Genomic DNA, 26,192 nt, shown 5'->3' on the forward strand with positions numbered 1-26,192 from the left:
TCACCGGTGCCGCACCAGCGGGAACGGCAGCGTCTCCCGGATCGACAGGCCCGTCAGGAACATCACCAGCCGGTCCACCCCGATCCCCAGCCCGCCCGTCGGCGGCATCGCGTACTCCAGGGCGCGCAGGAAGTCCTCGTCGAGCTCCATCGCCTCCGGGTCGCCGCCCGCCGCCAGCAGCGACTGCGCGGTCAGCCGGTTGCGCTGCTCGACCGGGTCCGTCAACTCCGAGTATGCGGTGCCGAGTTCGGTGCCGAACGCGACCAGGTCCCAGCGCTCGGCGAGCCGCGGGTCCGCGCGGTGCGGGCGGGTGAGGGGCGAGACGTCGGTGGGGAAGTCCTTGTAGAACACCGGCAGCGTCGTCCGCTCCTCGACCAGCCGCTCGTACATCTCCAGGACGACGTCCCCGCGCCCCTGTTCCGGCCGGACCGGCACCCTCGCCGCCGCGCAGTGCCGCCGCAGCTCCGCCTCCGGGGTGTCCGCCGACACCTCCTCGCCGAGCGCCTCCGAGAGCGCGCCGTACACCGTCCGCACCGGCCACACCCCGGAGATGTCGTGCTCGACGGTCTTCCCGGACGCCTCCGTGCGCACGGCCACCGCCGCGCCGTGCGCCGCGACCGCCGCACCCTGGATCAGCTCCCGCGTCAGGTCGAGCATCACGTCGTAGTCGGCGAACGCCTGGTACGCCTCCAGCATGGTGAACTCGGGGTTGTGCTTGTAGGAGACGCCTTCGTTGCGGAAGATGCGGCCCAGCTCGAAGACCTTCTCCAGGCCGCCCACGCACAGCCGCTTCAGGTACAGCTCGGGGGCGATGCGCAGGTACATATCGAGGTCGTAGGCGTTGATGTGGGTGGTGAACGGGCGGGCGTTCGCGCCGCCGTGCACCTGCTGGAGCACGGGCGTCTCCACCTCCAGGTAGCCCCGCTCCAGCAGCCCCGCGCGCAGCGCCTGCACGGCCGCGCTCCGCGCCCGTACCGTCCGCCGGGCGTCCGGCGAGACGGCGAGGTCCACGTAGCGCATCCGCACCCGGGCCTCGGGGTCGCTGAGGCCGCGCCGCTTGTCCGGCAGGGGGCGCAGGCACTTGGCGATCAGCCGGGCCCGGGTGACGAAGAGGGTGAGCTCGCCGCGGTCGGTGGTGCCGATCTCGCCCTCCGCCTCGATGTGGTCGCCGAGGTCGAGCCGGGCGAAGCGGCGCAGCAGCTCGGGACCCGAGCCGTCCCGGGTGATGGTGAGCTGGAGGTCGCCGGACCAGTCGCGCAGCACGGCGAAGGCGATCCCGCCGTGGTGGCGCAGCAGCAGCACCCGGCCCGCCACGGCCGCCCGCTCCCCGGTGCGCGCCCCGGGCGCGAGCCCCGCGTGCGCCGCGCGGACGGCGCCGGCCGTGTGCGTCCGGTGGGCGTCCGGCGGGTACGGGTCGATGCCCTCCCTGCGGAGCCGCTCCAGCTTGCGGCGGCGCACCCGCACCTGCTCGGGCAGCCGCTCCAGCTCGTCCCTGACCAGGTCGCCGCCGGCCTCCGGGCCGAGGCCCAGTTCGGACAGCGGCGGCAGACCGGCCGTCGACGCCGGGCGGGCGATGCCCCGCGCCCGCCCCCGGCCCCACAGCTTGCCCAGGCTGGGCACGGAGACGAAGCCCTCGGCGATGCCCGAGGCCAGCCCGATCCGGGCGAGGGCGCCGGCGTCCGCGTAGCAGAGGAAGCGCGGGTGCCACTCGGGGTTGTACTTCACGTTCGACCGGTAGAGCGCTTCGAGCTGCCACCACTTGGAGAAGAACAGCAGCAGCTTGCGCCACAGCCGCAGCACCGGGCCCGCGCCGATCCGGGCGCCCTCCTCGAACGCCGAGCGGAACACGGCGAAGTTGAGGGAGATCCGCTTGATCCCGAACCGGCCGGCCTGCGCGCACAGCCGCGCCACCATGAACTCCATGACGCCGTTGGGCGCCGCCCGGTCGCGCCGCATCACGTCGAGGGAGACCCCGTCCCGCCCCCAGGGCACGAAGGACAGCAGGGCGATCATCCGTCCCTCGCTGTCGAACGCCTCGACCAGCAGGCAGTCCCCGTCGGCCGGGTCGCCCAGCCGCCCCAGGGCCATCGAGAAGCCGCGCTCGGTCTCGGTGTCCCGCCAGGCGTCGGCGCGCCGGATGACCTCGCGCATCTCCTCGTCGGAGAGTTCGGCGTGCCGCCGGATCCGGACGGACGCGCCGGTGCGCTCCACCCGGTTGACGGCCTGCCGGGTCACCCGCATCTCGCGGCCCTCCAGGTCGAACGAGGCCACCTGGAGGATCGCCTCGTCGCCGAGCTGGAGCGCGCCCAGGCCCGAGCGGGCGTACGCGCGGGCGCCCTCCTCCCCGGCGCCCATCACCGCCGGCTGCCACCCGTACCGCCCGGCCAGCTCCAGCCAGGCGTCGATGGCCGGGGTCCACGCCTCCGGGTCGCCCAGCGGGTCGCCGGAGGCCAGGCAGACGCCCGCCTCCACCCGGTAGGTGACGGCGGCCTTGCCGCTGGGGGAGAAGACGACGGCCTTGTCCCGGCGCGTCGCGAAGTAGCCGAGTGAGTCCCGGCCGCCGTACCGGGCGAGCAGGGCGCGGATGCGCGGCTCCTCGTCGCCGTGCAGCGCGGCCTCCAGCCGCTGCGAACGGAACAGCGTCATCGTCGCGTTGAGCAGCGCCAGCGCGCCGAACAGGCCGAGCAGGAAGTACACCGGGTGCGGCGGGTGCCCGGTGAAGTGCCGGCCGCTGACCAGCCCGCCGCACACCTTGTTGGCCACGAACAGCAGCCGGTTCCCGCCGCCGCGCTCCAGCGTGCCGGGGAACAGCTCCACCAGCCCCCAGCCCACCAGCGTGCCCGCCGCGAGACCGGCCACCAGCACCAGCAGCGCCCGGGCGAACGCGCCCCGGCGCACCTGCGCGTAGAACTCGCGGCGCGCCAGGACCAGCAGGACCATCGCGGCCAGGGACAGGACCAGCGACGGGATCGTGTCCCAGTAGCCGACGGCGAGCAGCAGCGCGTCCGCCAGCACCAGCAGCGTCAGGTAGGCGAGGACGAACCAGAGCGCCGGCCGTTTGCGGGCGGCCGTCGCGGTGGCGAGCAGCAGCAGGAAGACCGCGTACGCCAGGTTGGGCGCCGTGGGCACGGTGAGCGTGTCCAGGGCGTTCGTCAGCGGGTGCGCCGCGCGCCGCAGCGGGGGGATCAGCGAGGTGAGCGCGCAGAACACGCCGAGCAGGCCGAAGAAGAGGGCGAAGCCGCCCGGCACCCGGCGCAGCGGGCGGCCGGGGGCCGGTCCGGCCTCCTCGGTGCCCCGGCCGCCGGTGTCGTGCGTGGTCCCCTGCTCCACCGCGGTGCGCCCGCGCTCCCGGCCTGTGCGGCTCATTCCGTCAGCCTAGGCAGGCCCGGAGCCGCACGCCCGTCGAACACCCCTGGAACGTAGACACGGGACGTCACCCGTCCCGTGGCGTGGCTCGGCCCGCCCACTGACCCGATCGGTAGTTTGTCACCCGAAGGGAGGACATGTGCCATGCCGGGGCACTTGGCGCGATACGCGAGACTTGCGAACGACCGAAGCTCCGCCGAGGAGGCAACCATGGCCGTTTCCATCTCCGTGATCCTGCTTCTCGTGATTCTGGCCGTGGTGTTCCTGCGCAACGGGGGCCTGCGGGCCTCCCACGCGCTGGTCTGCGTCCTGCTGGGGTTCATGCTGGCGAGCACCAGCATCGCCCCGACGATCTCGCACGGCATCACGGCGACCGCCGATCTGGTCGCCAGCGTGCGGCCCTGACCCGGGGCGGGACAGCGTCGCATCGACGCGGCACCGCGGTACCGAGGCGCCGTCCGCTCCGGACGGCGCCTCGCCGCTGCCCGGGTCTACTTGACGAAGACCCCGATCCCGTTGGGCACCGCCCGCTCCGCGCCGCCCGACGGGTGGTTGCGCACCGCCGCGCGCCCCCCGGAGCCCCGGGTGACCAGCGTGCTCGACCCGCCGCCGTCCAGGTTGAACGCGTCGACCGCGCCCAGCTTCCGCATGGCCGCCGCCAGCTCGGCCAGGGTCAGCCCGGCGCGGTACTCGGCCCGGCCGTCCAGCGCCAGCAGGTAGAGGCGCCGGCCGTGGTCGGCCACCCCCGCCGCGGTGCGCACCGCGGCCGTCGCGGCGTCCAGCCCGCCGAGCGCGCGGCCGTCCCGCAGGATCGGGAAGCCGCCCAGCGCGAAGCTCACCGCCCCCTCCCGCGAGCGCAGCCGCTTCGACACCTCCACCCGGTCGCCGACCTCCAGCCGGCTCAGGTCCCGGGCCCCGCCGTCCCGGCCCAGCAGCACCACGGAACCCCGGGGGATCGCCCCCTTGCCGGGCCGGCGCGACACCGCCGCCACCCGGCCGTCGCGGACCGTGACCTCCAGCGTCGTCCGGCTGCACGGCGCGCCGCGGTCGGTGTCTGTACCGCAGGTGGCACGCAGCCGGGACGCCGCACCCCAGTCCGGGGTGTACGCCCCGACACCGCCGACCGGCAGCGCGTACTGGTTGAAGCCGCTCAGCTCCAGCTCGTCGTCCCCGGACCGGACCACCCCCTCGAACCGCAGCCGGTCCAGGCGCGCCACCCGGTCGGTGCCCACCGCGAGGACGTCCTCGGTGGTGACGCCGCGCGGCATCGCCGGGCCGAAGCGCTGGCCGTCCGGGACCGCGGACTTCAGCGCCCGGCCGCCGGCGACGGCGGGACCCACCGGGGCGCCGGTCGCCTCGACCCCCGGATGCTGCTCCTCCGCGATGTTGAAGAAGTCCCCGTTCACCCCGCCGACCGCGCCCCGCCGGTCCGCCAGCCGGGAGACGCTCTCCCGCGCCCCGACCACGCCCGGGTACAGCAGGTCCACGGAGACCCGCTTCTCCCGCAGATCCACGGTCAGCAGATGCCCGTGCGCGGGCCCGTGACCGCCCTTCAGCGAGAACTCCCGGTAGCCCACCCCGGGCGCCACCGCCGCCGGAGCGCCCAGCGACAGGGCGTCCGGCGCACCGCTCCCGGCGTCCGGCCCGGCCCACGCGGTGGCCCCGCAGGACCCCGCGACCAGGGACGCCCACGCCACCAGTCCCGTCAGCACCGCGCGCACGCGGTATCCGCGTCTACTCACCGTCACCCCTGAAGACCCGTCGACTGCACCACACCACAAGGGGCCCTATCCCTGCCCCGGAAGAACGGCGGCGAAAGCACCGGCGTCGAACCCGGCAACTCTCGGCACGTCCCTGCCGAACAGCCCTTCGGGCACCGATACTTCACTGACAGCAACACGCGCAGCACAGGCGTATCGCGCACGCGAAGAGCGTGCGCGTCCCCCGAACACCCGCTCCCCTGGAGGGACCGTGACCCCGTCCGTCTCCGACCGCCCCGGGCCGTCGCGCCACACCCGCCGCGCCGTCGTCGTCACCCTGGGCGCCGCCCTGGCGGGCACCGTCGCCCCGCCCGCCCTCGCCGGCACCGCGCGCGGCCGGCACACCCCGCCGCCCCTGCGCCGCGCGCACGCCCACAACGACTACGAGCACCCGCACCCGCTCACCGACGCCCTCTCCCACGGCTTCGGCAGCGTCGAGGCCGACATCTGGCTCGTCGGCGACCAGCTCCTCGTCGCCCACGACCCCGCCGGTCTCGACCCGCGGCGCACCCTCGCCGCGCTCTACCTCGACCCGCTGCTGCGCCGCGTCCGCGCCAACGGCGGGCATGTGTACCGGGGTTACGGCAGCTCGCTGCAACTGCTGATCGACATCAAGTCCGCGGGCGACGCCACGTACCGCGTCCTGTCGCGGGAACTGCGCCGCTACCGGGAGATCCTCACCGGCTGCGCGGACGGCCGGGTCAGACCGGGCGCGGTGACGGCCGTGGTCTCCGGCGACCGCGCGGCCCGCGGGCCGATGGAGGCGGAACGGGTGCGGTTCGCCTTCTACGACGGGCGGTTGACGGACCTCGGTACCGCGGCACCCGCCTCGTTCCTCCCGCTCGTCAGCGACAACTGGGGGCAGAACTTCCGCTGGCAGGGCGTGGGGCCGATGCCCGCCGGGGAACGCGCGGCGCTGCGGCGGATCGTCCGGCGGGCGCACGCCGAGCACCGGCGGGTGCGGTTCTGGGCGACGCCCGACCTGCCCGGTCCGGCGCGGGAAGCGGTGTGGCGGGAGCTGCTGGCGGCCGGTGTCGACCACCTCAACACGGACGATCTGGCAGGTCTGGAGGCGTTCCTCCGCGCAGCTCGCTGAGCACCCGGCGGAACGCGTCCTCCGGCACCCGGGGCAGCAGCAGGGACACGGCGTGGAGGAGCTTGCCGAGCAGGAAGGTGGTGTCGGGCGTGGACCGGACCAGTTCCCGGACCGCGTCCGGGTCCTCCCGCCACACCGATTCCAGCAGCAACGCGACATCGGGAGCCGCCTCCTCGTCCGTCCGGACCCAGCCGGGCTCGTCCGGCGACCGGCCGGCGAGGTGCCGCAGCACCCGGTCGGCGACGCCGGGCCGGTACACCTTGCGGACCGCCTCGTTGGCGATCCAGACGAGGGCCGCGACGAGGTACCGGGCCTCGTCCGCCGCCATGTCGCCGGGCAGGCCGTCGTCGAAGGCGCGCTGGTTGCCGTGCCGGAAGGCCAGCAGGAGGCAGGCGGCCCGCGCCTTCGCCGCGGTGACATTCTGGTGCATATCGACCGTCATCCGGAAAATCGTACGGTCGCATCGTCGGTACGCCGGGCTCCGCCACGCGGGCCCGCGGCGCCGCGGCTGACGGAATGTCATGCTCCCGCGCGGACCGTGTGACGGTCCTGTCGGCCCCGGGTGGCGGTGGCGCCTGGGGGAGGACGCTGGACGCATGGCCACCCCGCCCCAGCCACCCCGCGACCGCCCGCCTCCCGGTGCGTTCGGCCCCGCGCCCCCGGGCTGGCCGCCACCGCCGTCCGGGGATGGTGAAGGCGGCGGCGGCCGACGCCGACGGTGGCTCGTCGGCGGGGTGCTCGTCGGGCTGCTGGTGGGCGGCGTCGGCCTCGCGGTCGCGCTGGTCTCGAAGGACGACCGCGACCGCCCCGCACCGGACGCCACCCGGACGGCCCGCGCGACTCCCTCCCCGCCCGGCGGCCTGCCGACCGCCCTCCCCAGCGGGCTCCCCACGTCCCTCCCGTCCCACCTGCTGCCGTCGGGCTTTCCCACGGAACTGCCGACCCGGCTCCCACGGTTCCCGACCGCGCTTCCGACGGCCCTGCCGACCGGGCTGCCCGGCGGGGTGTCGGCGGTGGGGACGCGCTGAGCGGGTGGAACGGGAGGGCACGGCCCGGGGGTGACGTGCCGGGATGGGTGGGCAGGCTCGCCGACCGGTCACCTGCGGGGCGGAGGCGTCAGAGGAGGGAGCGTCAAGGAGCCTCAGGGGCCGTCAGGGGCATGGCGACCGGAGGGTCACCAGCTCGGCCAGTTCGGCGTCGGTCAGTTCCGTCAGCGGGGTCGCCGCGTCGTCCCCGGCCGTCAGCACCGCGTCGGCCAGCGCCTGTTTGCGGCGCAGCAGTTCCGCGATCCGGTCCTCGACGGTGCCCTCGGTGACCAGCCGGTGCACGCGTACGGGCCGGGTCTGCCCGATGCGGTGGGCGCGGTCGGTGGCCTGGGCCTCGACGGCGGGGTTCCACCAGCGGTCGAAGTGCACGACGTGCTCGGCGCGGGTGAGGTTCAGGCCCGTGCCGGCGGCTCGCAACGACAGCAGGAGGACCGGCAGTTCACCGCCCTGGAAGCGCCGGACCAGCTCCTCCCGGCCGGCCACGGGAGTGCCGCCGTGCAGGAGGCGCGCGGGCACGCCGCGGTCGGCGAGATGCCGTTCGAGGAGCCGGGCCATCCGTACGTACTGGGTGAAGACGAGCACGCTCGCGTCCTCGGCGAGGGCGGTGTCGAGCAGCCCGTCCAGCAGCTCCAGCTTGCCCGAGCGGCCCGCGAGGCGCGGCGCTGCGTCCGCTGCGTCCTCCTTGAGGTACTGGGCCGGGTGGTTGCAGATCTGCTTCAGGCTCGTCAGGAGTCCGACGACCAGCCCGCGCCGCCGGGGCCCGTCGGCCTCCGTGATCTCGGCGAGCCGTTCGCGCACCACCGCCTCGTAGAGTCCGGCCTGTTCGGCCGTGAGCGCGGCGACGCGGTCGGTCTCCGCCTTGGGCGGGAGCTCGGGCGCGATGCCCGGGTCGGACTTACGGCGGCGCAGCAGGAACGGGCGGACGAGCGCGGCGAGGCGGCGGGCCGCGTCCGGGTCGGTGCCGGACTCGACGGCCCGGGCGTGGCGGCGGCGGAACGCGTCCAGCGGGCCGAGGAGGCCGGGCGTCGTCCAGTCGAGGATGGCCCAGAGCTCGGTGAGGTCGTTCTCCACGGGGGTGCCGGTGAGCGCGACACGGGCCCGCCCGGGGATCGCGCGCAGCCGACGGGCGGTGGCGGAGTGCGGATTCTTGACATGCTGGGCCTCGTCGGCGACCACCAGGCCCCACTCGGTGTCCTTGAGGTCGTCGGCGGCGCGCCGCATCGTGCCATAGGTCGTGAGGACGAACTCGTCGGCCGACAGACCGGTCAGGGAGCGGGACGTGCCGTGGAAGCGGCGGACGGGAACGCCGGGGGCGAAGCGCTCGATCTCCCGCTGCCAGGTGCCCAGGACGGAGGCGGGGCAGACGACGAGCGCCGGGCCCGCCGCGTCCGGCCGGGTGCGGCGGCGCAGGTGCAGGGCGATGAGGGTGACGGTCTTGCCGAGCCCCATGTCGTCGGCCAGGCAGCAGCCGAGCCCGAGCGAGGTCATGCGGTCCAGCCAGGCGAGGCCGTGGAGCTGGTGGTCGCGCAGGGTGGCGGCGAGGCCGGCGGGGTGGGGCACCGGCTCCCGGGCGGCACCGGGGTCGGCGATCAGGTCCCGGAGGCCGGCCAGCCGGCCGGTCGGGCGGGCCGCCACCGTCTCGTCGCGGCCCGTTCCGGTGGCGGCCCGGCCGGTGAGGGCGATGCCCAGGGCCTCGACCGGGGCGACCGGGCGGGGGCGCCGCTCCCGGGCGCGGCGGACGGCGGCCGGGTCGACCAGCACCCACCTGTCCCGCAGCCGTACCACCGGGCGGCGCGCCTCGGCGAGCCGGTCGAGGTCGGCGCGGCTCAGCTCCGTCCCGCCGAGGGCGTGCCCCCAGCGGAACTCCATCAGCGAGGCGGCGGAGAAGGCGGGCGGCCCGGACGGGCGGCGGTCCGGGCGCGCCGGCCCGTCGTCGCCCTCCGGCGGACCGACGACGGCGTGCGCCGTGAGGGTACGGGCCAACTCGCGCGGCCAGTGCACCTCGACGCCGGTCGCGTCCAGGGCCGTGGCGGCGGGGCCGAGCAGCTCGACGGTCTCCGCGTCGGTCAGCTCGAGCGCGTCCGGGGCGGCTGCCGGCAACAGCCGCTCCAGGACGGGCCAGGCGCGGGCGGCGCGGCGCAGGGCGAGCCGGACGCCGGCCCGGACGCCCGGGCCGTGGAGGGACGCGGCCGGAGAGGTGCCTGACCACACCTCTGCGGCGTCGGCGACCAGCGCCGGGTCGGCGAGGTCGTGCACCTGGACGACGGCCCGGAGACGGGGTCCGGTGTCGTGGTCGCCGGTCGCCGTCAGGCCGTGGGCCTCGACGCGGAGGGAGAGCCGGACGGCCGTGGGGGCGGTCTGCGGCGGGGGTTCCGGGGCCGCGGGGCCGGGGGCCGGCCGGTGCCGTGGTGCGGGTACGGCGGCGGGGGAGCGGGGGAGGCCGTCGGCTACGGCGTCGAGGAAGGCGAGGACCAGCCGCTCCGGAGCGGGTGAGGGGTGCGGGCCCGCCGCGGGCGGCATGGTGGCGGCCAGTTCGCCGACGCGTCGGAGGTCCTCGGGGGCGAGGGGCGCGGCGTCGCCCGCCCCCGGGAACAGCCTTCCGCGCGCGGCCAGTTGCAGGGCCAGAACGGCGGCGGTTCCCCAGAAGGCGGCGGTCTCGCCGGCGCCCGACGCGCGGGCGCGGGTGAGGGCGGGCAGGGCGGCGCGTACGGGCAGGACCAGGGCGCTCACCTCCGTCGGGGCCGCGCCGGAACCGACCGTCACCTCCTCCACGGGGCCGCGCGCGTCGGGAGCCGTACCGTCCGGTCGCCAGAAGGCCACGCGGCCCGCGCCGGGCGGCTCGGCCGGCAGGAAGGCGGCGGAGCAGCGGGCGAGCAGGGCGGCCTCGACGGCGGTCGGGGTGGGGGGAAAGGTCACGGGGCGGTGCGTTCCTCGGGGCGGTGTGGTGCGGGGCGGGCGGCGGTGGTGCGGCCGGGGGCCGCCGAGGGTACAGGGCGGGCGGCCGGGACGGTCGGCGAGGGCGCCCGATCACCGCCGCGGGGGCACACTGGAGGCGGGAACCGGGTGCGGACGCCGGGCGTTGTCCGGGCGTGGGGCCCGGTCGGAGCGCGACGCGAGCCGAGCACGGGTCGAGCGCCCGTCGAGCAGGCGTCGGGCACGCGTGGAGCCCGAGTCGAGCGCGAGGAGGCACGGAGATGAGCCGCAGGGCGAAGGTCGCCGCCGGTGGTGTGGCGGTGGGAGCGCTCCTCCTGCTGGTGCTGCCCTTCTGGTTGGCGGTGCTGGTGATGGTGGGCGTGCCCGTCGGCGCGTACCTCCTGCTCGACCCCGCGCAGCGCAGGCGGCTGCGCCGGGTGTCGCGGAAGGAACTGGGGCGTTAGATCCCGGCCGGGTCGCCGGGTCGCCGGGTCGCCGGGTCGCCGGGTCGCCGGGTTGCCGGGTTGCCGGGCTGCTCGTTCGCGGGTTGCCGGTCCGTCGGCCTGCGGGGTCCGTTGGTGTGCCGGTCCGAGGGCCTGCCGGTCCGCAGGTCCGTCGGATGCTCCCCGGTTCGCCGGCTGTCCGGTCTGCTTCGCCGGCTGTCCGGTCTGCCGAGTCTCCCGGGTGCCGGGTGGTGGCGCGCGTGCTGCCCTGCGGGCGCCGGCCGTCGTCGGTGCGCTCCCAGCCCGTTTCAGTGGTCGCGTTCAGCGGTCCCGTTCGGCGGCGGCCCTGCCCAGTGGTCCGTCAGCCCGCCTGCTGCCGGCGCACGTCGCTGTCCTGACGCAGCCGGTCCGTGTGCCGGGTGACCTCGTCCACGCGCGCGGCGAGCTCCGGGTGGTCCGCGCGCAGATGCGGACGGGTGTCGGCCAGAGGGCCGACGAGGTGGGCCGCGTCGTCCTGGGCCAGGGCACGGGACAGATGGCCGATAGGGGCCGCCGCCTCGGCGGGAAGGCCGGGCAGGGACGTGATCTGACCCGCGAGCCGCCGCAGGTCGGCCGCGTTGTCGCGGGCCCAGGCGATGACGCTGCGCTCGGCCGCGCGGCGGTCGCGGGTGGCCTTCACCCGCTCCTCGCCGGTGGCGCCCGTGACGTCGGGGCGGAGCCGCAGGTAACGGCGCTCGGCCGCCTGGCGGCTGGTCACGCCCAGCGGGCGGGCGAGTTCGGCCCAGCTGGCGCCCGCCTCCCGGGCCGCCTCGATGAGGCCGGGTTCCCACTCGGCGAGCTGGTGGCGTACCTCGCGCAGCAGCAGAAGTGTGGCCAGGGCCTGTTCGACACGGGTCGCCCCGGCGCTCGGATCGTCCGCGCCCCCGTCCTCCCGCGCCGCCGTACCGGCGCCGCGCACGGCCCGGTCGATGGTGCTGAGGGCCGCGGCGGCGGCCAGGAGTGAGGCCGGCCCGGGGGCCGGGGACGCTTCGGGGCGGTCGGCTGGTTCGGACACTGGGTCTCCCTCGGTCTCCCTCTCGGATGTCACCCTTTCGACGACATCTGGGTTGTCATCGTTCCGATGACATGCTACAACAGGAACAGGTGAAGCGCATTGGCAAGTGCCCGAACCAGTGGAGGTGTTTCCCGATGTTGATGCGCACCGACCCGTTCCGCGAGCTCGACCGGCTCACCCAGCAGCTCCTGGGGACGACCGGTACGTGGTCGAGGCCGTCCCCGATGCCGATGGACGCCTACCGCGAGGGCGACGAGTACGTCATCGCGCTGGACCTCCCGGGTGTCTCCACGGACGCCATCGACATCGACGTCGAGCGGAACATGCTGACCGTCAAGGCCGAGCGGCGGCCCGCCGTGAAGGCGGACTCCGTGCAGATGGAGCTCTCCGAGCGGCCGCTGGGCGTCTTCTCCCGCCAGGTGATGCTCGCCGACACCCTCGACACCGAGCACATCAAGGCCGACTACGAGGCGGGGGTGCTGACCCTGCGCATCCCGATCGCCGAGCGCGCCAAGCCCCGCAAGATCACCATCTCCGGCGGGGAGCAGCCCAAGCAGATCAGCGGCTGAACCGGAAGCACCGCGTACAGCGCGCGGCGGGCGGGGCCCGACCCGCCCGCCCGCCGGGCGCGCGCACCCGAGGAGGCGGCGGTGACGCACATGAGGAACGACGCGTTCCTGGAGGCGGTCCGGGAACGGGGCGCGTACGCGTCGCGGCAGGAGGCGGACCGGGCGGCCCGGGTCGTCCTCGCGCTGCTCGGCGCGCACCTCGTGGGGGAGGAACGGAACAGGCTGGCCGCGCGGCTGCCCGAGACCTACGCCCTGATCCTCCTCAATCCACTGCCGGCCGCCGAGCCGCTGAGCGCGGAACGGTTCGTCCGCGCGGCGGCGGCCTGGATCGAGGGGGCGACCGAGGAGACGGCCCTGTGGGACACGGGCGCCGTGCTCAGCGTGGTGGCCGAGGCCGTCGACGCCGACCTGATGCGGCGGATCCTGCTACAGCTCCCGCCGGGCTACGACCTCCTCTTCGGCCGCCCCGGGGAGGCGTGACCACCCGGCCGCCCCGCCCGGCGCCGCCCCCGCCCGAGCCCCGACCCCGAACAGGACCGTGAACAGGACCGTGAACTGGAAGGAATCGGAACGCATGACCTGGCACGACCTCGTGCGGCGGATACGCGCCGCGGGCCGGTACACCACCGACGGGGAGGCGGAGGACGTCCTGCGGGCCGTCCTGGCCGTCCTGGGTGGACACGTCACCGGTGAGGAACGCTGTGAACTGACGGCGCTCCTGCCCCCCGAGGCCGGTGCGGTCCTGGCGGGCAGCATCCCGCTCACCCAGCCGCTGACCGCCCCCCAGTTCGTCGAGGCCGTCGCCACCGCCCTGGACACCGCCCCGCCGTCCGCCCGGTGGGCCACCGGCACCGTCCTCACCGAACTCGCCCAGACGGCCGGGGAGGAGCTCACGGGCCGGATCCTCGCCCAGCTGCCCCGGGGCTACGCCCTCCTTTTCGGCCGCGTCGAACTGGCGCCCGCGGCTTGAGCGTTGCCGTCCGGGCGCTGCCGCCTGAGGGCCGCGGCTTGGAGCGCTGCCGCCTGAGCGCTGCGGCCTGGGCGTCGCCGCCCGAGCCCTACCGCCCGGGCGTCGCCGCCTCGGAGCCGCCGGACCGGCGCGCCCTCGTCGGCGTCACCCCCGCCGCACCGGCGTGAACGCCGGAGCCAGGGCCGCCTCCATCAGCGTCCGCGGCCGTCCCGACCCGTCGGCCGGCACCGTCCACAGGTCGGAGCCGTAGTCGCCCGGCAGGGAGTACACGAGGGTGTGCCCGTCCCGCCAGACGGCCTGATCGTCGATGTTCCGCCGCTCCGCCGTCGCGGTCTCCCGCAGGGTGCGCAGATCGAGTACGTACAGCCGCCAGGGTGCGTCCGACGACGCACCCGCGACACGCTTCTTGTAGGCGACGCGGGTGCCGTCGGGGGAGAGCGACGGGCACTCCACGTTGGTGTGCAGCGCGCGCAGGGTGCCGGCGGCGCGGTCGCCCCGGACGAGGTGGGTCCGGCCGCCGGTGGCGACCGTGGCGTAGAAGTGGTCGTCGTCGGCGAAGGTGACGCCCCAGACGTTGAGGTCGGCCGCCCGGTGCTCCTTGCCGTCCAGGAAGAAGCGGTACGTCTCCAGACTGCGGTCCAGCCTTCCCGACCGGAGGTCCAGGATCGACGTGCGGGTGGAGAAGGAGCCGCCGGCGTACGAGTCGCCGCTGACGAAGACCGTCCACGCCACGACCCGCCCGCCGGGCGCCACCCGGGCCCGGCTCGGGATGCCCGCCAGCGCGTACCGCCGGAGCTCCCGCAGGTGCGCGTCCAGGACGACGGCGCGGTAGCCGTCCCGGAGAGCTCCGTGCACCGCCTGGAGGCAGACGCCGGTGCCCGCGTCGGAGTGGAACCGCAGGCACCGCACGCCCGAGGCGGTGCGCGGACCGGACGGGTCCGCCTCCGGCACGGAGGTGAGTTCGTCCCGGTGCGGCCCCCAGGCCATGTTGCGGAAGACCGCGCGGCCCGGTGTCCCGAGCACCACGTCGCCGGAGCGCACCTCCGGGCCGCCGGCCTGGACGCGGTCCTTCTCCGCCGCGCGGTCCGCCGCGTGCAGGGTCGCGCCGAGGGCCACACCGCCCAGGACGAGGACCGCGACGAGCAGTACGACGATCCGGTGCGCGCGCCTCACCGGACCGTCCCCCTCGCCCCGTCGGCGTCGCCCGGCGCGCCGGGCCGCAGCAGGCCCGCGCTCGCCAGCGCCGACACGGCCAGCCCGACGGCCGCCAGGCCCAGCGCCGTACGGTCGCCCCAGGCGGTCCAGGCCGCGCCGAACGCGATCGAGCAGACGAACCGGGCCCCCGCCTGGCCGGTCTGCACCACGGCCAGGCCGCTGCCGCGCACCGCCTCGGGCACGGCGTCGGCCGTCGCCGCGGCGAGGACGCCGTCCGTGGCCGCGTAGAAGGAGCCGTGCAGCAGGAGCACCACTCCGGCGAGCGCGGAGGAGTCCCCGAGCGGCGTGACCAGCAGCACGTACGCCCCCAGCAGTGCCAGATGACCGCACAGGAAGCACAGCCGGCGGCCGAACCGGTCGGCCAGGATGCCGACCGGCACCGCCAGCAGCAGGAAGGACGCCGCCGTGCCCAGCGGCAGCAGCGGGAACCAGGACTCCGACAGGTCCAGTCGGCGTTGCAGCGTCAGATAGAGGAACGAGTCGCTGACCGTTGTCAGCCCCAACAGCGCCGCGCACAGGGCAAGTCGGCGGACCGCGGACCGTTGCAGCAGCGCGCGCACCGGCGCGCGTGGCGCCCTCCGCGCCGCATGGTCGGACGCCCGCTCCGGCGTACCGGAGCGTCCGGGGACGAACAGGAGCAGGACGAGTACCCCGAGCGCCGCCACGCACCCGCTCACGGTGAACACCGCGTCGTAACCACCGGCCGCGACCCGGAGGATGAGGAACGCCGCCACCGGGCCGAGCAGCGCGCCGGCCGTGTCCATCGCCCGGTGCGCCCCGAACGCCCGCCCCCGCTCGGCCGGTTGGCAGGCCAGCGAGATCATGGCGTCGCGCGGCGCCGTGCGCAGCCCCTTGCCCGTGCGGTCGGCGGCCAGGACCGCGCCGATCAGCGGCACGGTGTGGACCGCGAGCAGCAGGGGCTTGCAGAGCGCCGACAGGCCGTAGCCGGCGGCGGCCACGGCCTTGGGCCCCGCGCCGCGGTCGGCGAGCCCGCCGCCGAGGAGCCGGACGAGGGCGCTGACCCCGTTGTAGACGCCGTCCAGGAGACCGAAGCCGAGCGGGGAGAGCCCAAGACCGGCCACGAGGTAGAGCGGCAGGACGGCGGTGACCATCTCCGAGGAGACGTCGGTGATCAGGCTGACGGTCCCCAGGACGAGCACCGTGCCGGGAACGGCCGCGTACCGCCGCCCCGGCCGGCCGGGGCGGTCGGCCGGGACGGCGGACGCGGGGCTCGCCGGGGACGTACGGCTGTCCGCGAGGTACACGGTCAGCTGTTCCAGACGCCGGTGATGTCCTGGCCGCTCGCCGCGTTCCCGGCGTGCGCGGTTCCGTACATGTCCTCGATCGTGCGCAGCACGTCGTAGTGGTTGTACGTGGTCGCGGACGTGGAACCGGCCTTGACCGGCTGGCCGTAGAGGACGGTCGGGATCCGGTTGCCGCTCAGCCGGTTGTCCTCGTCGAAGGTGACCAGCAGCAGGCTGTTGTGGGTCTTCGCCCAGTCCGCGTAGCCCTTGAGGTTCTTCTTCAGCCAGGTGTCACCGGTGGACACCGAGCAGTCGTGCATGTCGCTGCACATGTTCGGGACCACGAAGGACACCGTCGGCAGCTTGGTGTAGTCCGTCGGGAAGGCGTCGAAGGTGTGCGCCGTGCTGGTGGGCACGTTGCCGAAGCCGAACCACGGGTTGTGCTTCTGCCGGTACCGGCCGCTCGAACAGGTGGTGGAGCCCTCGGCGGGCAGGGACTCGTTGTAGCTGGCCCAGGTCCTGCCCTTGTCGGCCAGTTCGGTGGCCAGGTTGGGCGCGTCGCTGAAGCCGATGTCCACGCAGCTGTCGTCGGTGACGCCCTGGGTGTCCCCGGAGAAGAGGGCGTAGTAGTTGGGCTGGCTGGGGTGGGTCTCGGCGTAGGACGCGGTGAGACTGGCGCCGCCCGTGGCCAGGGAGTTGAGGTAGGGGGCGGAGGAGGAGCCGATGACCTGGTCGTACGCGTGGTTCTCGAACACCACGACCACGACGTGGTCCGGCGTCGGGACCGCCGCCGCGGTGGACGCGGAGGAGTTGGCCGACCAGAGGCCGAGGGACCCGGCGGCCAGCCCGAGGGCGGCGGCGAGGGCACCGAGGTGACGTCTGCGGGGGAGCGCGGCGAGGGGCACGGGAGCCTCCGGTGTGGGGGTGTGGGGCGCTGCGGTGACGTGGTGCGGTGGTACGGAAGCGGGGTGCGTCGGCAGCGTAGAGCCGCGCCGTGGCATGAACACGACTTCGCGGTGACGCTCCGGGGAACGGTCGCCGGGGTGGGGGTGGACCGGGTGGGGGTGGACGACGTGCGGGCCGCGCGGTGGCACGGTCCGGCGGGGCTCCGGCGGGGCTGCCGGGCCGAGGCCCGCCTTCGGCTGTCAGGCGCTGTCCGGGCCGACGGGGCGGGTCGCCGATGGATCGCCGGTGGGCCGCCGGGTACCGGGGATCAGGCGGCCGGGAGGCCGAGCAGGCTCCGCGCGACATGCTGCGGCGACGTGCCGCGCTCCCGCGCGAGCGCGACGAGGGCGCGGCAGGCGAGCTCGTTCACCCCGAAGCTGAGCGCCTCCGGGGAGACCCAGCGCGCGGCCTCGGCGCTCCGGTCGGGATCGTTCTCGGCGCAGGCCGCTACGTAGACGGCCGCGGCCTCGAACAGGTTGTGCTGCCGGTCCGGTGGGCGCCGCGCGGGCGCGTTCCCGTCCCGTCCTGCCGGCCGTATGTGCCTGCGAAACCTTTCGAGCACGCGGATCACCTGCCCCCATGAGCGGCTCTTCCTGCGGTTGTGCAAGTGTGCCCGGTTCACGGGGTGTTGAACCCGTGGGCAGGGGAGGAGGGTCCGTCGCGGCGGCGCGCACGCGCGGGCCGGCCGTCGTCCTTCCGTCTCGCTCGCAGGGAATAAGGCGGATGCGAGATATGTCGAATCGATCTATCCTCTCGGTCGTCGCCACCGAACGGTGGCCTCGGGCGACCCAGGGGAAGGGGACAGTGATGGCGATGCGGGAGACGGAGTTCACCGCCGGCGGGGCGCGGATCCGGTGGACGGAGGCGCGGGGCGAGGGTGCGCCGGTGGTCTACGTCCACGGGCTCGGCGCCGCCTCCGCCGTGTACCACGCCCACATCGCCGCGCACCCGGCCCTCGGCGGCCGGCGCTCCCTCTTCGTCGACCTGCCCGGCCACGGGACGAGCGACCGGCCCGCCGACTTCGGCTACACCCTGGAGGAGCACGCCGACGCGCTCGGGGCCGTCCTCGACGCGGCGGGGGCCGGCGGTGCCGAACTCGTCGCGCACAGCATGGGCGGAGCGGTCGCCGTCGTCCTCGCGCACCGCCGGCCCGGCCTCGTCTCCCGACTCGTCCTCGCCGAGGCCAACCTCGACCCGGACCCGCCCGTGACCGCGGGGAGCAGTGGCATAGCGCGCTACACCGAGGAAACGTTTGTGCGGGGCGGCGGTTTCGAGGAGACGCTGGACCGGGTCGGGGGCGCGTGGGCGGCGACGATGCGTCTGGCCGACCCGACGGCGCTGCACCGCAGCGCCACCTGGCTGGTGCGCGGCACACGGCCGACGATGCGGAGGATGCTGATGGGTCTGCGGATCCCACGGACATATCTGCAGGGGGAGTTGAGTGGTGAACTCGCGGGGCGGGAGGGGCTGGAGGCGGCCGGTGTGGTGGTCCGGACCGTTCCGGGGGCCGGTCACGTGATGATGTTCGACAATCCGGACGCCTTCGCGGCGGCGGTCGCCGGGGCTCCGGAGGATGGAGGCGAGGAGGGCGTCCGGATTGCCGATGGCGCCCGCGCGGGCCGCTGACCGCCGCTCCGGCCGCGCGGACGCGGCCTCCGGTCGCCAGGGTCCGCCCGGGATCGCGTGCTTGCCGACCGTCGACGGGTGAGCGAGGCTTGCACGACACTGCCGGGGAAGGCGGAGCGGGAGGCGGCGCATGGGGCTCGGCAAGGGGTTCGAAGCGATACTCGACGACCTGACGCGGCGGACCGAGGGCATACGGCATGCCCTGGTGCTGTCCAACGACGGCCTGGTGACGGGCGCCAGCGAAGGGCTGACCAGGGAGGACGCCGAGCATCTGGCCGCCGTCGCCTCGGGGTTGCACAGCCTGGCCCAGGGCACCGGCCGGCAGTTCCGGGCGGGCCGGGTGCGGCAGACCATGATCGAGTTCGATGGCGGCGTCCTCTTCGTGACGGCCGCCGGGGACGAGAACTGCCTGTGTGTGCTGGGCAGTGCGGCGGCGGACGTCGGGGACATCGCCTACGAGATGACCGTGCTGGCCGAACGGGTGGCGGCGCGGGCCGCGGAGCCGGGTGTGACATCCGAGGGGCCGGGTTCGCAGCACGGTCCGGGCGACCCGTGGCAGGACCCGGGGGAGCGCTGCGACCGGCCAGGGTGACGGGGGTGCGGGCCGGGTGGTACGGCCGGTGTGCCGACCTGGCGTGAGAGCGCGATGCCGTGACGGGAGCGACGCCTGAGGCGTTGTCCGACCCCTCCTCTACAGTTGTCACTGAGAGTAGTCGACGAGTGGCGGGAGAGTGTCATGGCGGATCGGTACGGGGCCGGAAGCGCGACGGAGAGCGGCGTCCCCTTCGGGCGCGCGGCGCGGGAACTGGGCTTGAAGATCGGCGAGTTGGATCTTGCCGTGCAGATGGGCCAGGTGCGGACGGTCACGTCCGGGCCGGAGCGTACGGCGGGGTCGACGGGGCCGATGGGGCTGATGGGGCCGCGGCGGATCCGTGGGGAGGACATCGAGCGGCACCGGTCGGCCGAAGGGTTTCCCGACACCCTGCGGGCGCGGCTGCGGACGGTCGGCATGAAGGAGGGCGCCGAGCTGGCGGGCGTCGCGCCGGCCCGCTTCGTCCGGCTGGCCCGGGGCGGCCTCCTCGTCCCGGTGCGGTTCTGGATCAACCGCTATGGGGCGGTCGTCTGGCAGTACCTCGCGTCGGACGTCGTCGAGTTCGCCGAACGCAGGCCGGACCTGCTGACGGGCAGACTCCCGGCCGACCTCCGCGCGGCATCGGACGACGGCACGGACCGGCGGGGCACGCGCTGGCGCGCTCTGCGCGTGGAACAGCTGGAGACCCAGGCCGGGGACCCCTGGCAGCGGGCGGCGGCCGCCGCGGCCGTCCTCGCTCCGGCCCAACTGGTCCCCGCCGTCCCCGACCCGGCCGAACGCGCCTGGATCGGCGCCCTCCGCCCGGCGCTGACCTCCGCACGACCGTCGGCCCCCGCCGGACGCGCGGCGGTGGAGGGGCTGGTGTTCGCCGACGGGTCCGACGAGGTCGCGCACTACCAGGCGCGCGTGGCGGCGTTGACCGCCGTGGCCCGGGGAAGCGGGACGCCGCCCGGGCCGGAGGGTGCCGGGGCGGGAGGCGCCGAAGGCGGGGTGGTGACGGCAGTAGGTGGCGGGGCCCGTCCGCCGGTGCCGTCATCGGGCCTGCCCCTGAGCACGGAGGAGGCGGACAGGGACACCATCGGTGCCGCTGCGGGAGATCGGCCGCCGACGGCGGGCGAGCCGGGCGCGGTCGCAGGGCAACGGGCGACCGTGTCCTCGGCGGCCGGCGGCGCGGCCTCGGATCCACCCCCGCCCCCGAGCGATCCAGGTGACCTGTCGGCGGAACGCGACGCGCTGGGCGTCGGCGCCCCCGCTCAACCGCCCGCTCCCGGTGGCCTGCGCGCTGTACGGCGGGCTCTCGACCGGCTCCTCGCACGAGGCGGACGGCCGGGCGCGGTGGGCCGCCGGGAGCGTTCCGCCGGGTGGCCGCGCACCGTGCCGGGGCGCCGACGGCACCCCGTGGACGCGGGCACGTGGAGGAAGCTTCCGTCCGACCGGATCAGCGGACGACCTTGATGCCGAAGGGGGCGCCGAAGCCGAGGGCGAAGCCGATGGCGGAATGCATATGGGCGTACATCTCCATGCCGCGGGCGGAGACCAGCGGGCCCAGGTCGAGGATGTCGGTCCAGCCATAGGCCCGCAGCAGGTCGATGACGGCCGCCTTCGCGTCGGCGTGGTCCCCCGCGACGAACATGGTGTGGTCACCCCCGTTGACGGCCCGCGGGTCGACGACGGTGTCCTGCTCCTGCGTGACGAACGCCTTGACGACCTTCGTCCGCGGCAGGGCGCGCTGGATCCGCTCGGCGAGGCTGTCGGTGTCGCACGGGTCGAGTCTCGGCATCGTGCCCCAAGGCGTGGGCCATGGGTGTTCGACGTCGGGGTTGTAGAGGTACGGGACGGCGTAGTCGGCGAGCGTCTTCCCCGCCAGTTGCTTCTCGGCGGCGGACAGGGCGGCGACCGCGTTGCGGCCGTCGATGCCGTTGACGACCAGATCGGGTGCCCGCGCGGCGGCCTCCGCGAAGGTGTGCAGCTCGACGCCCGGGTGGACGGCGAGCCAGGTGCCGAACGGCGGGTTGCCCATCATGTCGGGCTCCGTGCGGGCGAGCGTGGCCTCCGGGTCGCGCGTGCCGACGTGCACGTCGTGCCCGAGCCCGGCGAGCCGGGCGATATGGGCCCGGGCACCGCCACCGGTACCCAGAACAGCGATCTCCACTGGGGAATCCTCCCGTTTTGTTCCTTTGGGTGATTCCCACGGTAGGAAGGAAGTAGGACAGTGGATGTCCTTCGCGGCAAGCGGAGTAAAGATCATCGCGAGCGGCGCGATCGCCCGCCCCCTGCCCGGGCGCGCCACCGACGCCCGGATCCGGCCCCTCTCAGGCCGGCATCCGGGCAGCGGGGGCGGCGGGTGTCAGAGCTGGCCCACGTCCATGACGCGGATCACCGCGCGGCCCTCCTCGTCCGACGCCGCCAGGTCCACCTCGGCCGAGATGCCCCAGTCGTGGTCGCCGTTCGGATCGGCGAAGGTCTGGCGGACGCGCCAGAGGCCGTCCTCCGGCTTCTCCTCGATACGCAGCAGCTTGGGGCCGCGCGCGTCGGGGCCGGTGCCCAGTTCGTCGTACTCGTCCCAGTAGGCGTCCATCGCGGCGCCCCAGCGCTCCTCGTCCCAGCCGGACTCGGCGTCCATCTCGCCGAGTTCGCCGACCCGGTCGAGCGCGGCCAGCTCGACGCGGCGGAACAGGGCGTTGCGGACCAGCACCCGGAAGGCGCGGGCGTTGGCCGTGACCGGCTTGACCTGGTCGGCGCGGTCCTGGGCCTCCTCGGCCGTCTCCTCCTCCGGGTTGGCGAGCTGCTCCCACTCGTCCAGCAGGCTGGAGTCGACCTGCCGCACCATCTCGCCCAGCCAGGCGATCAGGTCCTCGAAGTCGTCCGACTTCAGGTCGTCCGGCACGGTGTGGTCCAGCGCCTTGTACGCGCTCGCCAGGTAGCGCAGCACGATGCCCTCGGTGCGGGCCAGGTCGTAGTAGGAGGTGAACTCCGTGAAGGTCATGGCCCGCTCGTACATGTCGCGGATGACCGACTTGGGCGACAGCGGGTGGTCGCCCACCCACGGGTGGCTCTTGCGGTAGACGTCGTAGGCGTGCGTCAGCAGCTCTTCGAGCGGCTTGGGGTAGCTGACGTCCATCAGCCGCTCCATGCGCTCCTCGTACTCGACGCCCTCGGCCTTCATCTCGGCGACCGCCTCGCCGCGCGCCTTGTTCTGCTGCGCGGCGAGGATCTGCCGCGGGTCGTCCAGCGTCGACTCCACGACCGAGACCATGTCCAGCGCGTAGGACGGCGACTCCGGGTCCAGCAGCTCGAACGAGGCGAGGGCGAAGGTGGACAGCGGCTGGTTGAGGGCGAAGTCCGACTGGAGGTCCACCGTCAGCCGGACGATGCGGCCCTCGGCGTCGGGCTCGTCGAGCCGCTCCACCACACCGCCGTCCAGCAGCGAGCGGTAGATGGCGATGGCCCGGCGGATGTGCCGGAGCTGGTTCTTCCGCGGCTCGTGGTTGTCCTCCAGGAGCCGACGCATCGCCTCGAAGGCGTTGCCCGGCCGGGCGATGACCGCCAGCAGCATCGCGTGCGTGACCCGGAACCGGGAGGTGAGCTGCTCGGGCTCGGAGGCGATCAGCTTCTCGAAGGTGTTCTCGGTCCAGCCGACGAAGCCCTCCGGGGCCTTCTTGCGGACCACCTTGCGGCGCTTCTTCGGGTCGTCACCCGCCTTGGCCAGTGCCTTCTCGTTCTCGATCACATGGTCCGGGGCCTGGGCCACGACGAAGCCCGCCGTGTCGAAGCCGGCCCGCCCGGCGCGGCCCGCGATCTGGTGGAACTCGCGCGCCCGCAGCGTGCGCACCCGCTGTCCGTCGTACTTGGTGAGCGCGGTGAACAGCACCGTGCGGATGGGCACGTTGACGCCCACGCCCAGGGTGTCCGTACCGCAGATCACCTTCAGCAGCCCGGCCTGCGCCAGCCGCTCCACCAGCCGCCGGTACTTCGGCAGCATGCCCGCGTGGTGCACGCCGATGCCGTGCTTGACGAACCGGGACAGGTTCCGGCCGAACTTGGTCGTGAACCGGAAATTGCCGATCAGCTTGGCGATCTCGTCCTTCTCCTCGCGCGAGCACATGTTGATGCTCATCAGCGCCTGCGCCCGTTCGACGGCCGCCGCCTGCGTGAAGTGGACGATGTAGACCGGTGCCTGCCGGGTCTGGAGGAGTTCGGTCAGCGTCTCCGTCAGCGGCGTCGTGCGGTACTCGTACGACAGGGGGACGGGCCGGGTCGCCGAGCGCACCACCGCGGTGGGCCGGCCGGTGCGCCGGGTCAGGTCCTCCTCGAACCGGGAGACGTCACCCAGCGTCGCCGACATCAGGACGAACTGGGCCTGGGGGAGCTCCAGCAGCGGGATCTGCCACGCCCAGCCGCGGTCCGGCTCCGCGTAGAAGTGGAACTCGTCCATCACGACCTGGCCGATGTCGGCGTCCTTGCCGTCCCGCAGGGCGATGGAGGCCAGCACCTCGGCCGTGCAGCAGATCACCGGGGCGTCGGCGTTCACCGAGGCGTCGCCGGTGAGCATGCCGACGTTCTCGGTACCGAAGATCTTGCACAGGTCGAAGAACTTCTCCGACACCAGCGCCTTGATCGGCGCGGTGTAGAAGGTCACCTGGTCGTTGGCGAGCGCCGTGAAGTGCGCTCCGGCCGCCACCAGGCTCTTCCCCGAGCCGGTCGGTGTGGAAAGGATCACGTTCGCCCCGGAGACCACCTCGATCAGCGCCTCTTCCTGGGCGGGGTACAGCGTGATGCCCCGCTCCTCGGCCCAGGTCGAGAAGGCCTCGAAGAGGGCATCGGGGTCGGCATGGCTCGGCATCTGATCGATAAGGGTCACACCCCCATACTGCCTGGCCCCCGCCCGGATCAGGGAACCGGCCGGTCGAACGATGATCATCCGGGCATTACGCTGAGTCGCCGACACGGCGTCAGGAAGGGAAAGGCGCCGGCGGTGAAGGGGCGGAACGACCATGATGGGACCGGCGCACTCGCTCTCCGGGGCCGCGGCCTGGCTGGGGGTGGGAGCCGCCGCCGCGGGCGCCGGGCACCCGATGCCCTGGCCGGTGCTCGCCGTCGGCGCCCTGATCTGTGCCGGAGCCGCCCTCGCCCCGGACCTCGATCACAAGTCGGCCACGATATCCCGTTCCTTCGGCCCGATATCGCGCGCCCTCTGCGGGGTCATCGACGCCCTCTCCCACAGCGTCTACAAAGCCACCCGCGGCAAGGGCGACCCCCGACGCAACGGAGGTCACCGCACCCTCACCCATACCGCGGTCTGGGCGGTGCTCATCGGTGTCGGCACCTCTCTGCTGGCCGTGGAGGGCGGTCGCTGGGCCGTGCTCGGCATCCTCTTCGTCCACCTGGTGCTGGCCGTCGAGGGGCTGCTCTGGCGGATGGCCCGGACCTCCAGCGACGTCCTGGTCTGGCTGCTCGGGGCCACCAGCGCCTGGATCCTCGCCGGAGTGCTCGACCGGCCCGGCAACGGATCCCATTGGCTCTTCACCGACCACCCCTACCTCTGGCTGGGCCTGCCCATCGTGCTGGGCGCCCTCGTGCACGACATCGGGGACGCCCTGACCGTCTCCGGCTGCCCGATCCTCTGGCCGCTGCCCATCGCCCGCAAGCGCTGGTACCCGGTCGGACCGCCGAAGTCGATGCGGTTCCGGGCCGGCAGCCGGGTGGAGGTCAAGGTGCTGATGCCGCTCTTCATGGTGCTCGGCGGAATAGGCGGAGTCAGCGCGCTGAACCTCTTCTGAGGCCCCGGTGGAAGAGGCCCCGGTGGAAGAGGCCCCGGCGGAACGGCCGCCGGGCCGTCGCCCGGCACCGCGCACGGAACTTGACGCCCTGTCGGACGGTCCCCCTACGGTGGCCGCATGCCTGCCGCCGCACCGATCCCCTCCCTGCTGTACTACGCGGACTCCTACGACCTGGTGAAGGAAGTCGCCACCCGGCTGCGCCTGATCACCGGCCCCCGCGACCCGCTCCCCAAGGGGTTGTGGGAGAAGAGCCGCGCGATACGCCGGCACGCCCGGGAGGCGGCCGAGGAGGAGAAGCGGACCGAGCGGCACCGCGCGTCGTTCGAGGGGCTGATGCACGACCCCGCCCAGGAGTGGGCGCGCGCGTCGACGAGCTTCCGCCCCGGTTCCCTCGCGGGGTTCTTCGCCGGGGCCGGAGCCGATCTTCCGCCGTTCCTGGCCGCCTGGCGCGACGGCGAGGCCGCCTGGCCCTTCGCCGGCGCCCCCTTCCCCCGCGACTTCCTCCACTCCACCCACCCGCTGCTGCGGCTGCGCGCCCTCCTGCCCGACTGGCCCGAGCCGGGCTACGGACGCGACCGCGTCCACCTGGACGCCGAGGAACAGGCGGCGGCCGGGCTGCTGCTGGCCCGCGCCGACCGGTACGACCTGCTGGAGCAGGCCGTGGCAGCGGGCGGCCGGGCGCTCCTCGCCCCGGTCCGCCCGGCCTTCGAGGCATCCCTGCGCGAGCGGAGCGTACGGGCGCTGCGCACGGCCCTGGCCGCCGAGCGCCGCCGCGACCGCCTCTTCCGCCGTTTCGCCGCGGAGGACGACCCGGAGCCCGACGAGCGGTGGATCGCGATCGACTGGGACGCCGTCCGGCGGGCGGCGGACGCCGAGGGCCCGCTCCTGCGCGAGCAGGCCCCCGAGATCGCGGCCCACCCCGCCTGCCCGATGGATCTCCGCGTCCTGGTGGCCACGCGAGGAGCGGACCAGTTCGTGTGGTCCCGGCTGCTGTCCGACCGCCCCACGGGCCTGCACCTGCTGCGCACCCTGCCGATGCGGCCGGACCGTTCCCTGGCGGTGCCCTTGTCGTACGCGGGCGAGACCGGCGTCGGCGTCGGCGACCTCCTCGACCTCGCGCACCCCGCCGACCTCCTGCTGCGGGACGCGGCGGGGCTGCCCGGGATCGTACGGTGGCACCCGATGAAGTGCGTGATCACGGAGGACGACGAGCGGGGGCCGCGGCGCCTGGCCCGGGGCATCACGGAGGCGGCCGACCGCCGGCTCGGCGACGATCCCGGCGCCTGGACCATCGGCTGCCGCCTCGTGGCGGGCAGCCGCTTCACCGGCTCCGTGAACGACCTGTTCGCGAGGGCGACCGCGTACCGGCCCCGCCCGAGGACCGGCCGCGACGACGACCGCGTACCGATGACGGGAGGCGCCTGACCCCGGGCGGAGCCCGGCACCGCGAGAGAGCCGGGCACCGGACGGCGCACCGCCGCCGCGCGGACCTTGCGACCGGCCACCAAGGGCGGATCATGGACCTCATGGCGGGTGCGGGCCACGGCCGGCGCCCCGCCGGCCCTACCCGAGC

Annotated in this window: 23 protein-coding genes; 12 read left to right on the plus strand and 11 right to left on the minus strand. The window is 74.6% G+C overall.

Annotation, left to right across the window (positions count from 1 at the left end):
• Positions 1–3,366 (minus strand): bifunctional lysylphosphatidylglycerol synthetase/lysine--tRNA ligase LysX, encoded by a 3,366-nt coding sequence (gene lysX / locus J7W19_RS29705; RefSeq protein WP_078587730.1) that lies wholly within the window; start codon positions 3,364–3,366, stop codon positions 1–3.
• A 210-nt stretch (positions 3,367–3,576) separates the two neighbouring features.
• Between lysX and J7W19_RS29710 the strand changes: the two genes are divergently transcribed.
• Positions 3,577–3,771, plus strand: a complete 195-nt coding sequence (locus J7W19_RS29710; RefSeq protein ID WP_004940230.1) for a hypothetical protein — start codon at positions 3,577–3,579, stop codon at positions 3,769–3,771.
• Positions 3,772–3,857: 86 nt separating this feature from the next.
• Here the strand turns inward: J7W19_RS29710 and J7W19_RS29715 are convergent, their stop codons facing one another.
• On the minus strand, positions 3,858–5,108 hold the full coding sequence (locus J7W19_RS29715; protein ID WP_233478194.1) for a phosphodiester glycosidase family protein: 1,251 nt from the start codon (positions 5,106–5,108) through the stop codon (positions 3,858–3,860).
• 229 nt (positions 5,109–5,337) lie between these two features.
• Between J7W19_RS29715 and J7W19_RS29720 the strand changes: the two genes are divergently transcribed.
• A complete protein-coding gene (locus J7W19_RS29720) occupies positions 5,338–6,222 on the plus strand; it encodes a phosphatidylinositol-specific phospholipase C/glycerophosphodiester phosphodiesterase family protein (RefSeq protein WP_004940226.1) in 885 nt (294 codons plus the stop codon).
• Here the strand turns inward: J7W19_RS29720 and J7W19_RS29725 are convergent.
• Positions 6,170–6,664: a hypothetical protein gene (locus tag J7W19_RS29725; protein WP_152263671.1), complete on the minus strand. Its 495-nt coding sequence runs from the start codon at positions 6,662–6,664 to the stop codon at positions 6,170–6,172. The two genes, J7W19_RS29720 and J7W19_RS29725, sit on opposite strands and share 53 nt — an antisense overlap.
• Positions 6,665–6,818: 154 nt before the next feature.
• Between J7W19_RS29725 and J7W19_RS29730 the strand changes: the two genes are divergently transcribed.
• Positions 6,819–7,250 (plus strand): hypothetical protein, encoded by a 432-nt coding sequence (locus J7W19_RS29730; protein WP_086025215.1) that lies wholly within the window; start codon positions 6,819–6,821, stop codon positions 7,248–7,250.
• 123 nt (positions 7,251–7,373) lie between these two features.
• Here the strand turns inward: J7W19_RS29730 and J7W19_RS29735 are convergent, their stop codons facing one another.
• Entirely contained in the window at positions 7,374–10,184 is a 2,811-nt protein-coding gene (locus J7W19_RS29735) for a DEAD/DEAH box helicase (RefSeq protein WP_004940221.1), read from the minus strand.
• Positions 10,185–10,462: 278 nt separating this feature from the next.
• Here J7W19_RS29735 and J7W19_RS29740 point away from each other — a divergent pair, with 278 nt between their 5' ends.
• Complete coding sequence (locus J7W19_RS29740; RefSeq protein ID WP_004940220.1) at positions 10,463–10,645, plus strand: hypothetical protein; 183 nt, start codon at positions 10,463–10,465, stop codon at positions 10,643–10,645.
• Positions 10,646–10,985: 340 nt separating this feature from the next.
• Here the strand turns inward: J7W19_RS29740 and J7W19_RS29745 are convergent, their stop codons facing one another.
• Complete coding sequence (locus J7W19_RS29745) at positions 10,986–11,678, minus strand: hypothetical protein (RefSeq protein WP_004940218.1); 693 nt, start codon at positions 11,676–11,678, stop codon at positions 10,986–10,988.
• A gap of 134 nt (positions 11,679–11,812) precedes the next feature.
• On the opposite strand from J7W19_RS29745, the gene J7W19_RS29750 reads away from it, so the two are divergent.
• The 3 genes from J7W19_RS29750 to J7W19_RS29760 all read left to right on the plus strand — a co-directional run bounded on the left by J7W19_RS29750 (position 11,813) and on the right by J7W19_RS29760 (position 13,217).
• Positions 11,813–12,247 (plus strand): Hsp20/alpha crystallin family protein, encoded by a 435-nt coding sequence (locus J7W19_RS29750; RefSeq protein ID WP_004940216.1) that lies wholly within the window; start codon positions 11,813–11,815, stop codon positions 12,245–12,247.
• A gap of 90 nt (positions 12,248–12,337) precedes the next feature.
• Positions 12,338–12,727, plus strand: a complete 390-nt coding sequence (locus J7W19_RS29755) for a DUF2267 domain-containing protein (protein WP_040888080.1) — start codon at positions 12,338–12,340, stop codon at positions 12,725–12,727.
• 94 nt (positions 12,728–12,821) lie between these two features.
• Positions 12,822–13,217 carry a DUF2267 domain-containing protein gene (locus J7W19_RS29760; protein WP_004940212.1) on the plus strand — a complete coding sequence of 132 codons (396 nt, stop codon included), beginning with the start codon at positions 12,822–12,824 and terminating at the stop codon, positions 13,215–13,217.
• Between the two features lie 144 nt (positions 13,218–13,361).
• Here J7W19_RS29760 and J7W19_RS29765 read toward each other — a convergent pair whose 3' ends face one another.
• The 4 genes from J7W19_RS29765 to J7W19_RS29780 form a co-directional block, all read right to left on the minus strand.
• Positions 13,362–14,390 (minus strand): TolB family protein, encoded by a 1,029-nt coding sequence (locus tag J7W19_RS29765; RefSeq protein ID WP_004940210.1) that lies wholly within the window; start codon positions 14,388–14,390, stop codon positions 13,362–13,364.
• Positions 14,387–15,697 (minus strand): MFS transporter, encoded by a 1,311-nt coding sequence (locus J7W19_RS29770; RefSeq protein WP_004940208.1) that lies wholly within the window; start codon positions 15,695–15,697, stop codon positions 14,387–14,389. Before J7W19_RS29770 ends, J7W19_RS29765 begins: the two co-directional genes overlap by 4 nt.
• Positions 15,698–15,699: 2 nt before the next feature.
• A complete protein-coding gene (locus J7W19_RS29775; protein ID WP_004940207.1) occupies positions 15,700–16,581 on the minus strand; it encodes an alkaline phosphatase family protein in 882 nt (293 codons plus the stop codon).
• A gap of 308 nt (positions 16,582–16,889) precedes the next feature.
• Positions 16,890–17,183, minus strand: a complete 294-nt coding sequence (locus J7W19_RS29780) for a hypothetical protein (RefSeq protein WP_040888077.1) — start codon at positions 17,181–17,183, stop codon at positions 16,890–16,892.
• A 251-nt stretch (positions 17,184–17,434) separates the two neighbouring features.
• On the opposite strand from J7W19_RS29780, the gene J7W19_RS29785 reads away from it, so the two are divergent.
• The 3 genes from J7W19_RS29785 (at position 17,435) to J7W19_RS29795 (ending at position 20,294) form a co-directional block, all read left to right on the plus strand.
• Positions 17,435–18,247: an alpha/beta fold hydrolase gene (locus J7W19_RS29785; RefSeq protein ID WP_051072480.1), complete on the plus strand. Its 813-nt coding sequence runs from the start codon at positions 17,435–17,437 to the stop codon at positions 18,245–18,247.
• Between the two features lie 130 nt (positions 18,248–18,377).
• Positions 18,378–18,839 carry a roadblock/LC7 domain-containing protein gene (locus J7W19_RS29790; protein ID WP_004940201.1) on the plus strand — a complete coding sequence of 154 codons (462 nt, stop codon included), beginning with the start codon at positions 18,378–18,380 and terminating at the stop codon, positions 18,837–18,839.
• A 144-nt stretch (positions 18,840–18,983) separates the two neighbouring features.
• Positions 18,984–20,294 (plus strand): DUF6397 family protein, encoded by a 1,311-nt coding sequence (locus J7W19_RS29795; RefSeq protein WP_004940199.1) that lies wholly within the window; start codon positions 18,984–18,986, stop codon positions 20,292–20,294.
• On the opposite strand, the gene J7W19_RS29800 is transcribed toward J7W19_RS29795, so the two are convergent.
• Both J7W19_RS29800 and J7W19_RS29805 read right to left on the minus strand, forming a co-directional pair.
• Positions 20,278–20,991, minus strand: coding sequence for an NADPH-dependent F420 reductase (locus J7W19_RS29800; protein WP_004940197.1), 714 nt, complete (start codon positions 20,989–20,991; stop codon positions 20,278–20,280). The genes J7W19_RS29795 and J7W19_RS29800 overlap by 17 nt on opposite strands.
• Positions 20,992–21,186: 195 nt before the next feature.
• On the minus strand, positions 21,187–23,700 hold the full coding sequence (locus tag J7W19_RS29805; RefSeq protein WP_004940196.1) for a DEAD/DEAH box helicase: 2,514 nt from the start codon (positions 23,698–23,700) through the stop codon (positions 21,187–21,189).
• Positions 23,701–23,833: 133 nt separating this feature from the next.
• Between J7W19_RS29805 and J7W19_RS29810 the strand changes: the two genes are divergently transcribed.
• The gene (locus J7W19_RS29810) at positions 23,834–24,619 is read left to right on the plus strand and encodes a metal-dependent hydrolase (protein ID WP_004940193.1); all 786 of its coding nucleotides are present in this window, start codon (positions 23,834–23,836) and stop codon (positions 24,617–24,619) included.
• Positions 24,620–24,736: 117 nt separating this feature from the next.
• On the plus strand, positions 24,737–26,044 hold the full coding sequence (locus tag J7W19_RS29815) for a hypothetical protein (protein ID WP_004940190.1): 1,308 nt from the start codon (positions 24,737–24,739) through the stop codon (positions 26,042–26,044).
• Positions 26,045–26,192: the final 148 nt, after the last annotated feature.

Source organism: Streptomyces mobaraensis NBRC 13819 = DSM 40847, from assembly GCF_017916255.1.
Lineage (GTDB): Bacteria > Actinomycetota > Actinomycetes > Streptomycetales > Streptomycetaceae > Streptomyces > Streptomyces mobaraensis.

What these genes read in the sequence shown, in the direction of transcription:
- lysX (WP_078587730.1), bottom strand. Translation starts at nt 3,366, where the DNA reads ATGAGCCGCACAGGCCGGGAGCGCGGGCGCACCGCGGTGGAGCAGGGG.
- J7W19_RS29710 (WP_004940230.1), top strand. Translation starts at nt 3,577, where the DNA reads ATGGCCGTTTCCATCTCCGTGATCCTGCTTCTCGTGATTCTGGCCGTG.
- J7W19_RS29725 (WP_152263671.1), bottom strand. Translation starts at nt 6,664, where the DNA reads ATGACGGTCGATATGCACCAGAATGTCACCGCGGCGAAGGCGCGGGCC.
- J7W19_RS29730 (WP_086025215.1), top strand. Translation starts at nt 6,819, where the DNA reads ATGGCCACCCCGCCCCAGCCACCCCGCGACCGCCCGCCTCCCGGTGCG.
- J7W19_RS29740 (WP_004940220.1), top strand. Translation starts at nt 10,463, where the DNA reads ATGAGCCGCAGGGCGAAGGTCGCCGCCGGTGGTGTGGCGGTGGGAGCG.
- J7W19_RS29750 (WP_004940216.1), top strand. Translation starts at nt 11,813, where the DNA reads ATGTTGATGCGCACCGACCCGTTCCGCGAGCTCGACCGGCTCACCCAG.
- J7W19_RS29755 (WP_040888080.1), top strand. Translation starts at nt 12,338, where the DNA reads ATGAGGAACGACGCGTTCCTGGAGGCGGTCCGGGAACGGGGCGCGTAC.
- J7W19_RS29760 (WP_004940212.1), top strand. Translation starts at nt 12,822, where the DNA reads ATGACCTGGCACGACCTCGTGCGGCGGATACGCGCCGCGGGCCGGTAC.
- J7W19_RS29785 (WP_051072480.1), top strand. Translation starts at nt 17,435, where the DNA reads ATGCGGGAGACGGAGTTCACCGCCGGCGGGGCGCGGATCCGGTGGACG.
- J7W19_RS29790 (WP_004940201.1), top strand. Translation starts at nt 18,378, where the DNA reads ATGGGGCTCGGCAAGGGGTTCGAAGCGATACTCGACGACCTGACGCGG.
- J7W19_RS29795 (WP_004940199.1), top strand. Translation starts at nt 18,984, where the DNA reads ATGGCGGATCGGTACGGGGCCGGAAGCGCGACGGAGAGCGGCGTCCCC.
- J7W19_RS29810 (WP_004940193.1), top strand. Translation starts at nt 23,834, where the DNA reads ATGATGGGACCGGCGCACTCGCTCTCCGGGGCCGCGGCCTGGCTGGGG.
- J7W19_RS29815 (WP_004940190.1), top strand. Translation starts at nt 24,737, where the DNA reads ATGCCTGCCGCCGCACCGATCCCCTCCCTGCTGTACTACGCGGACTCC.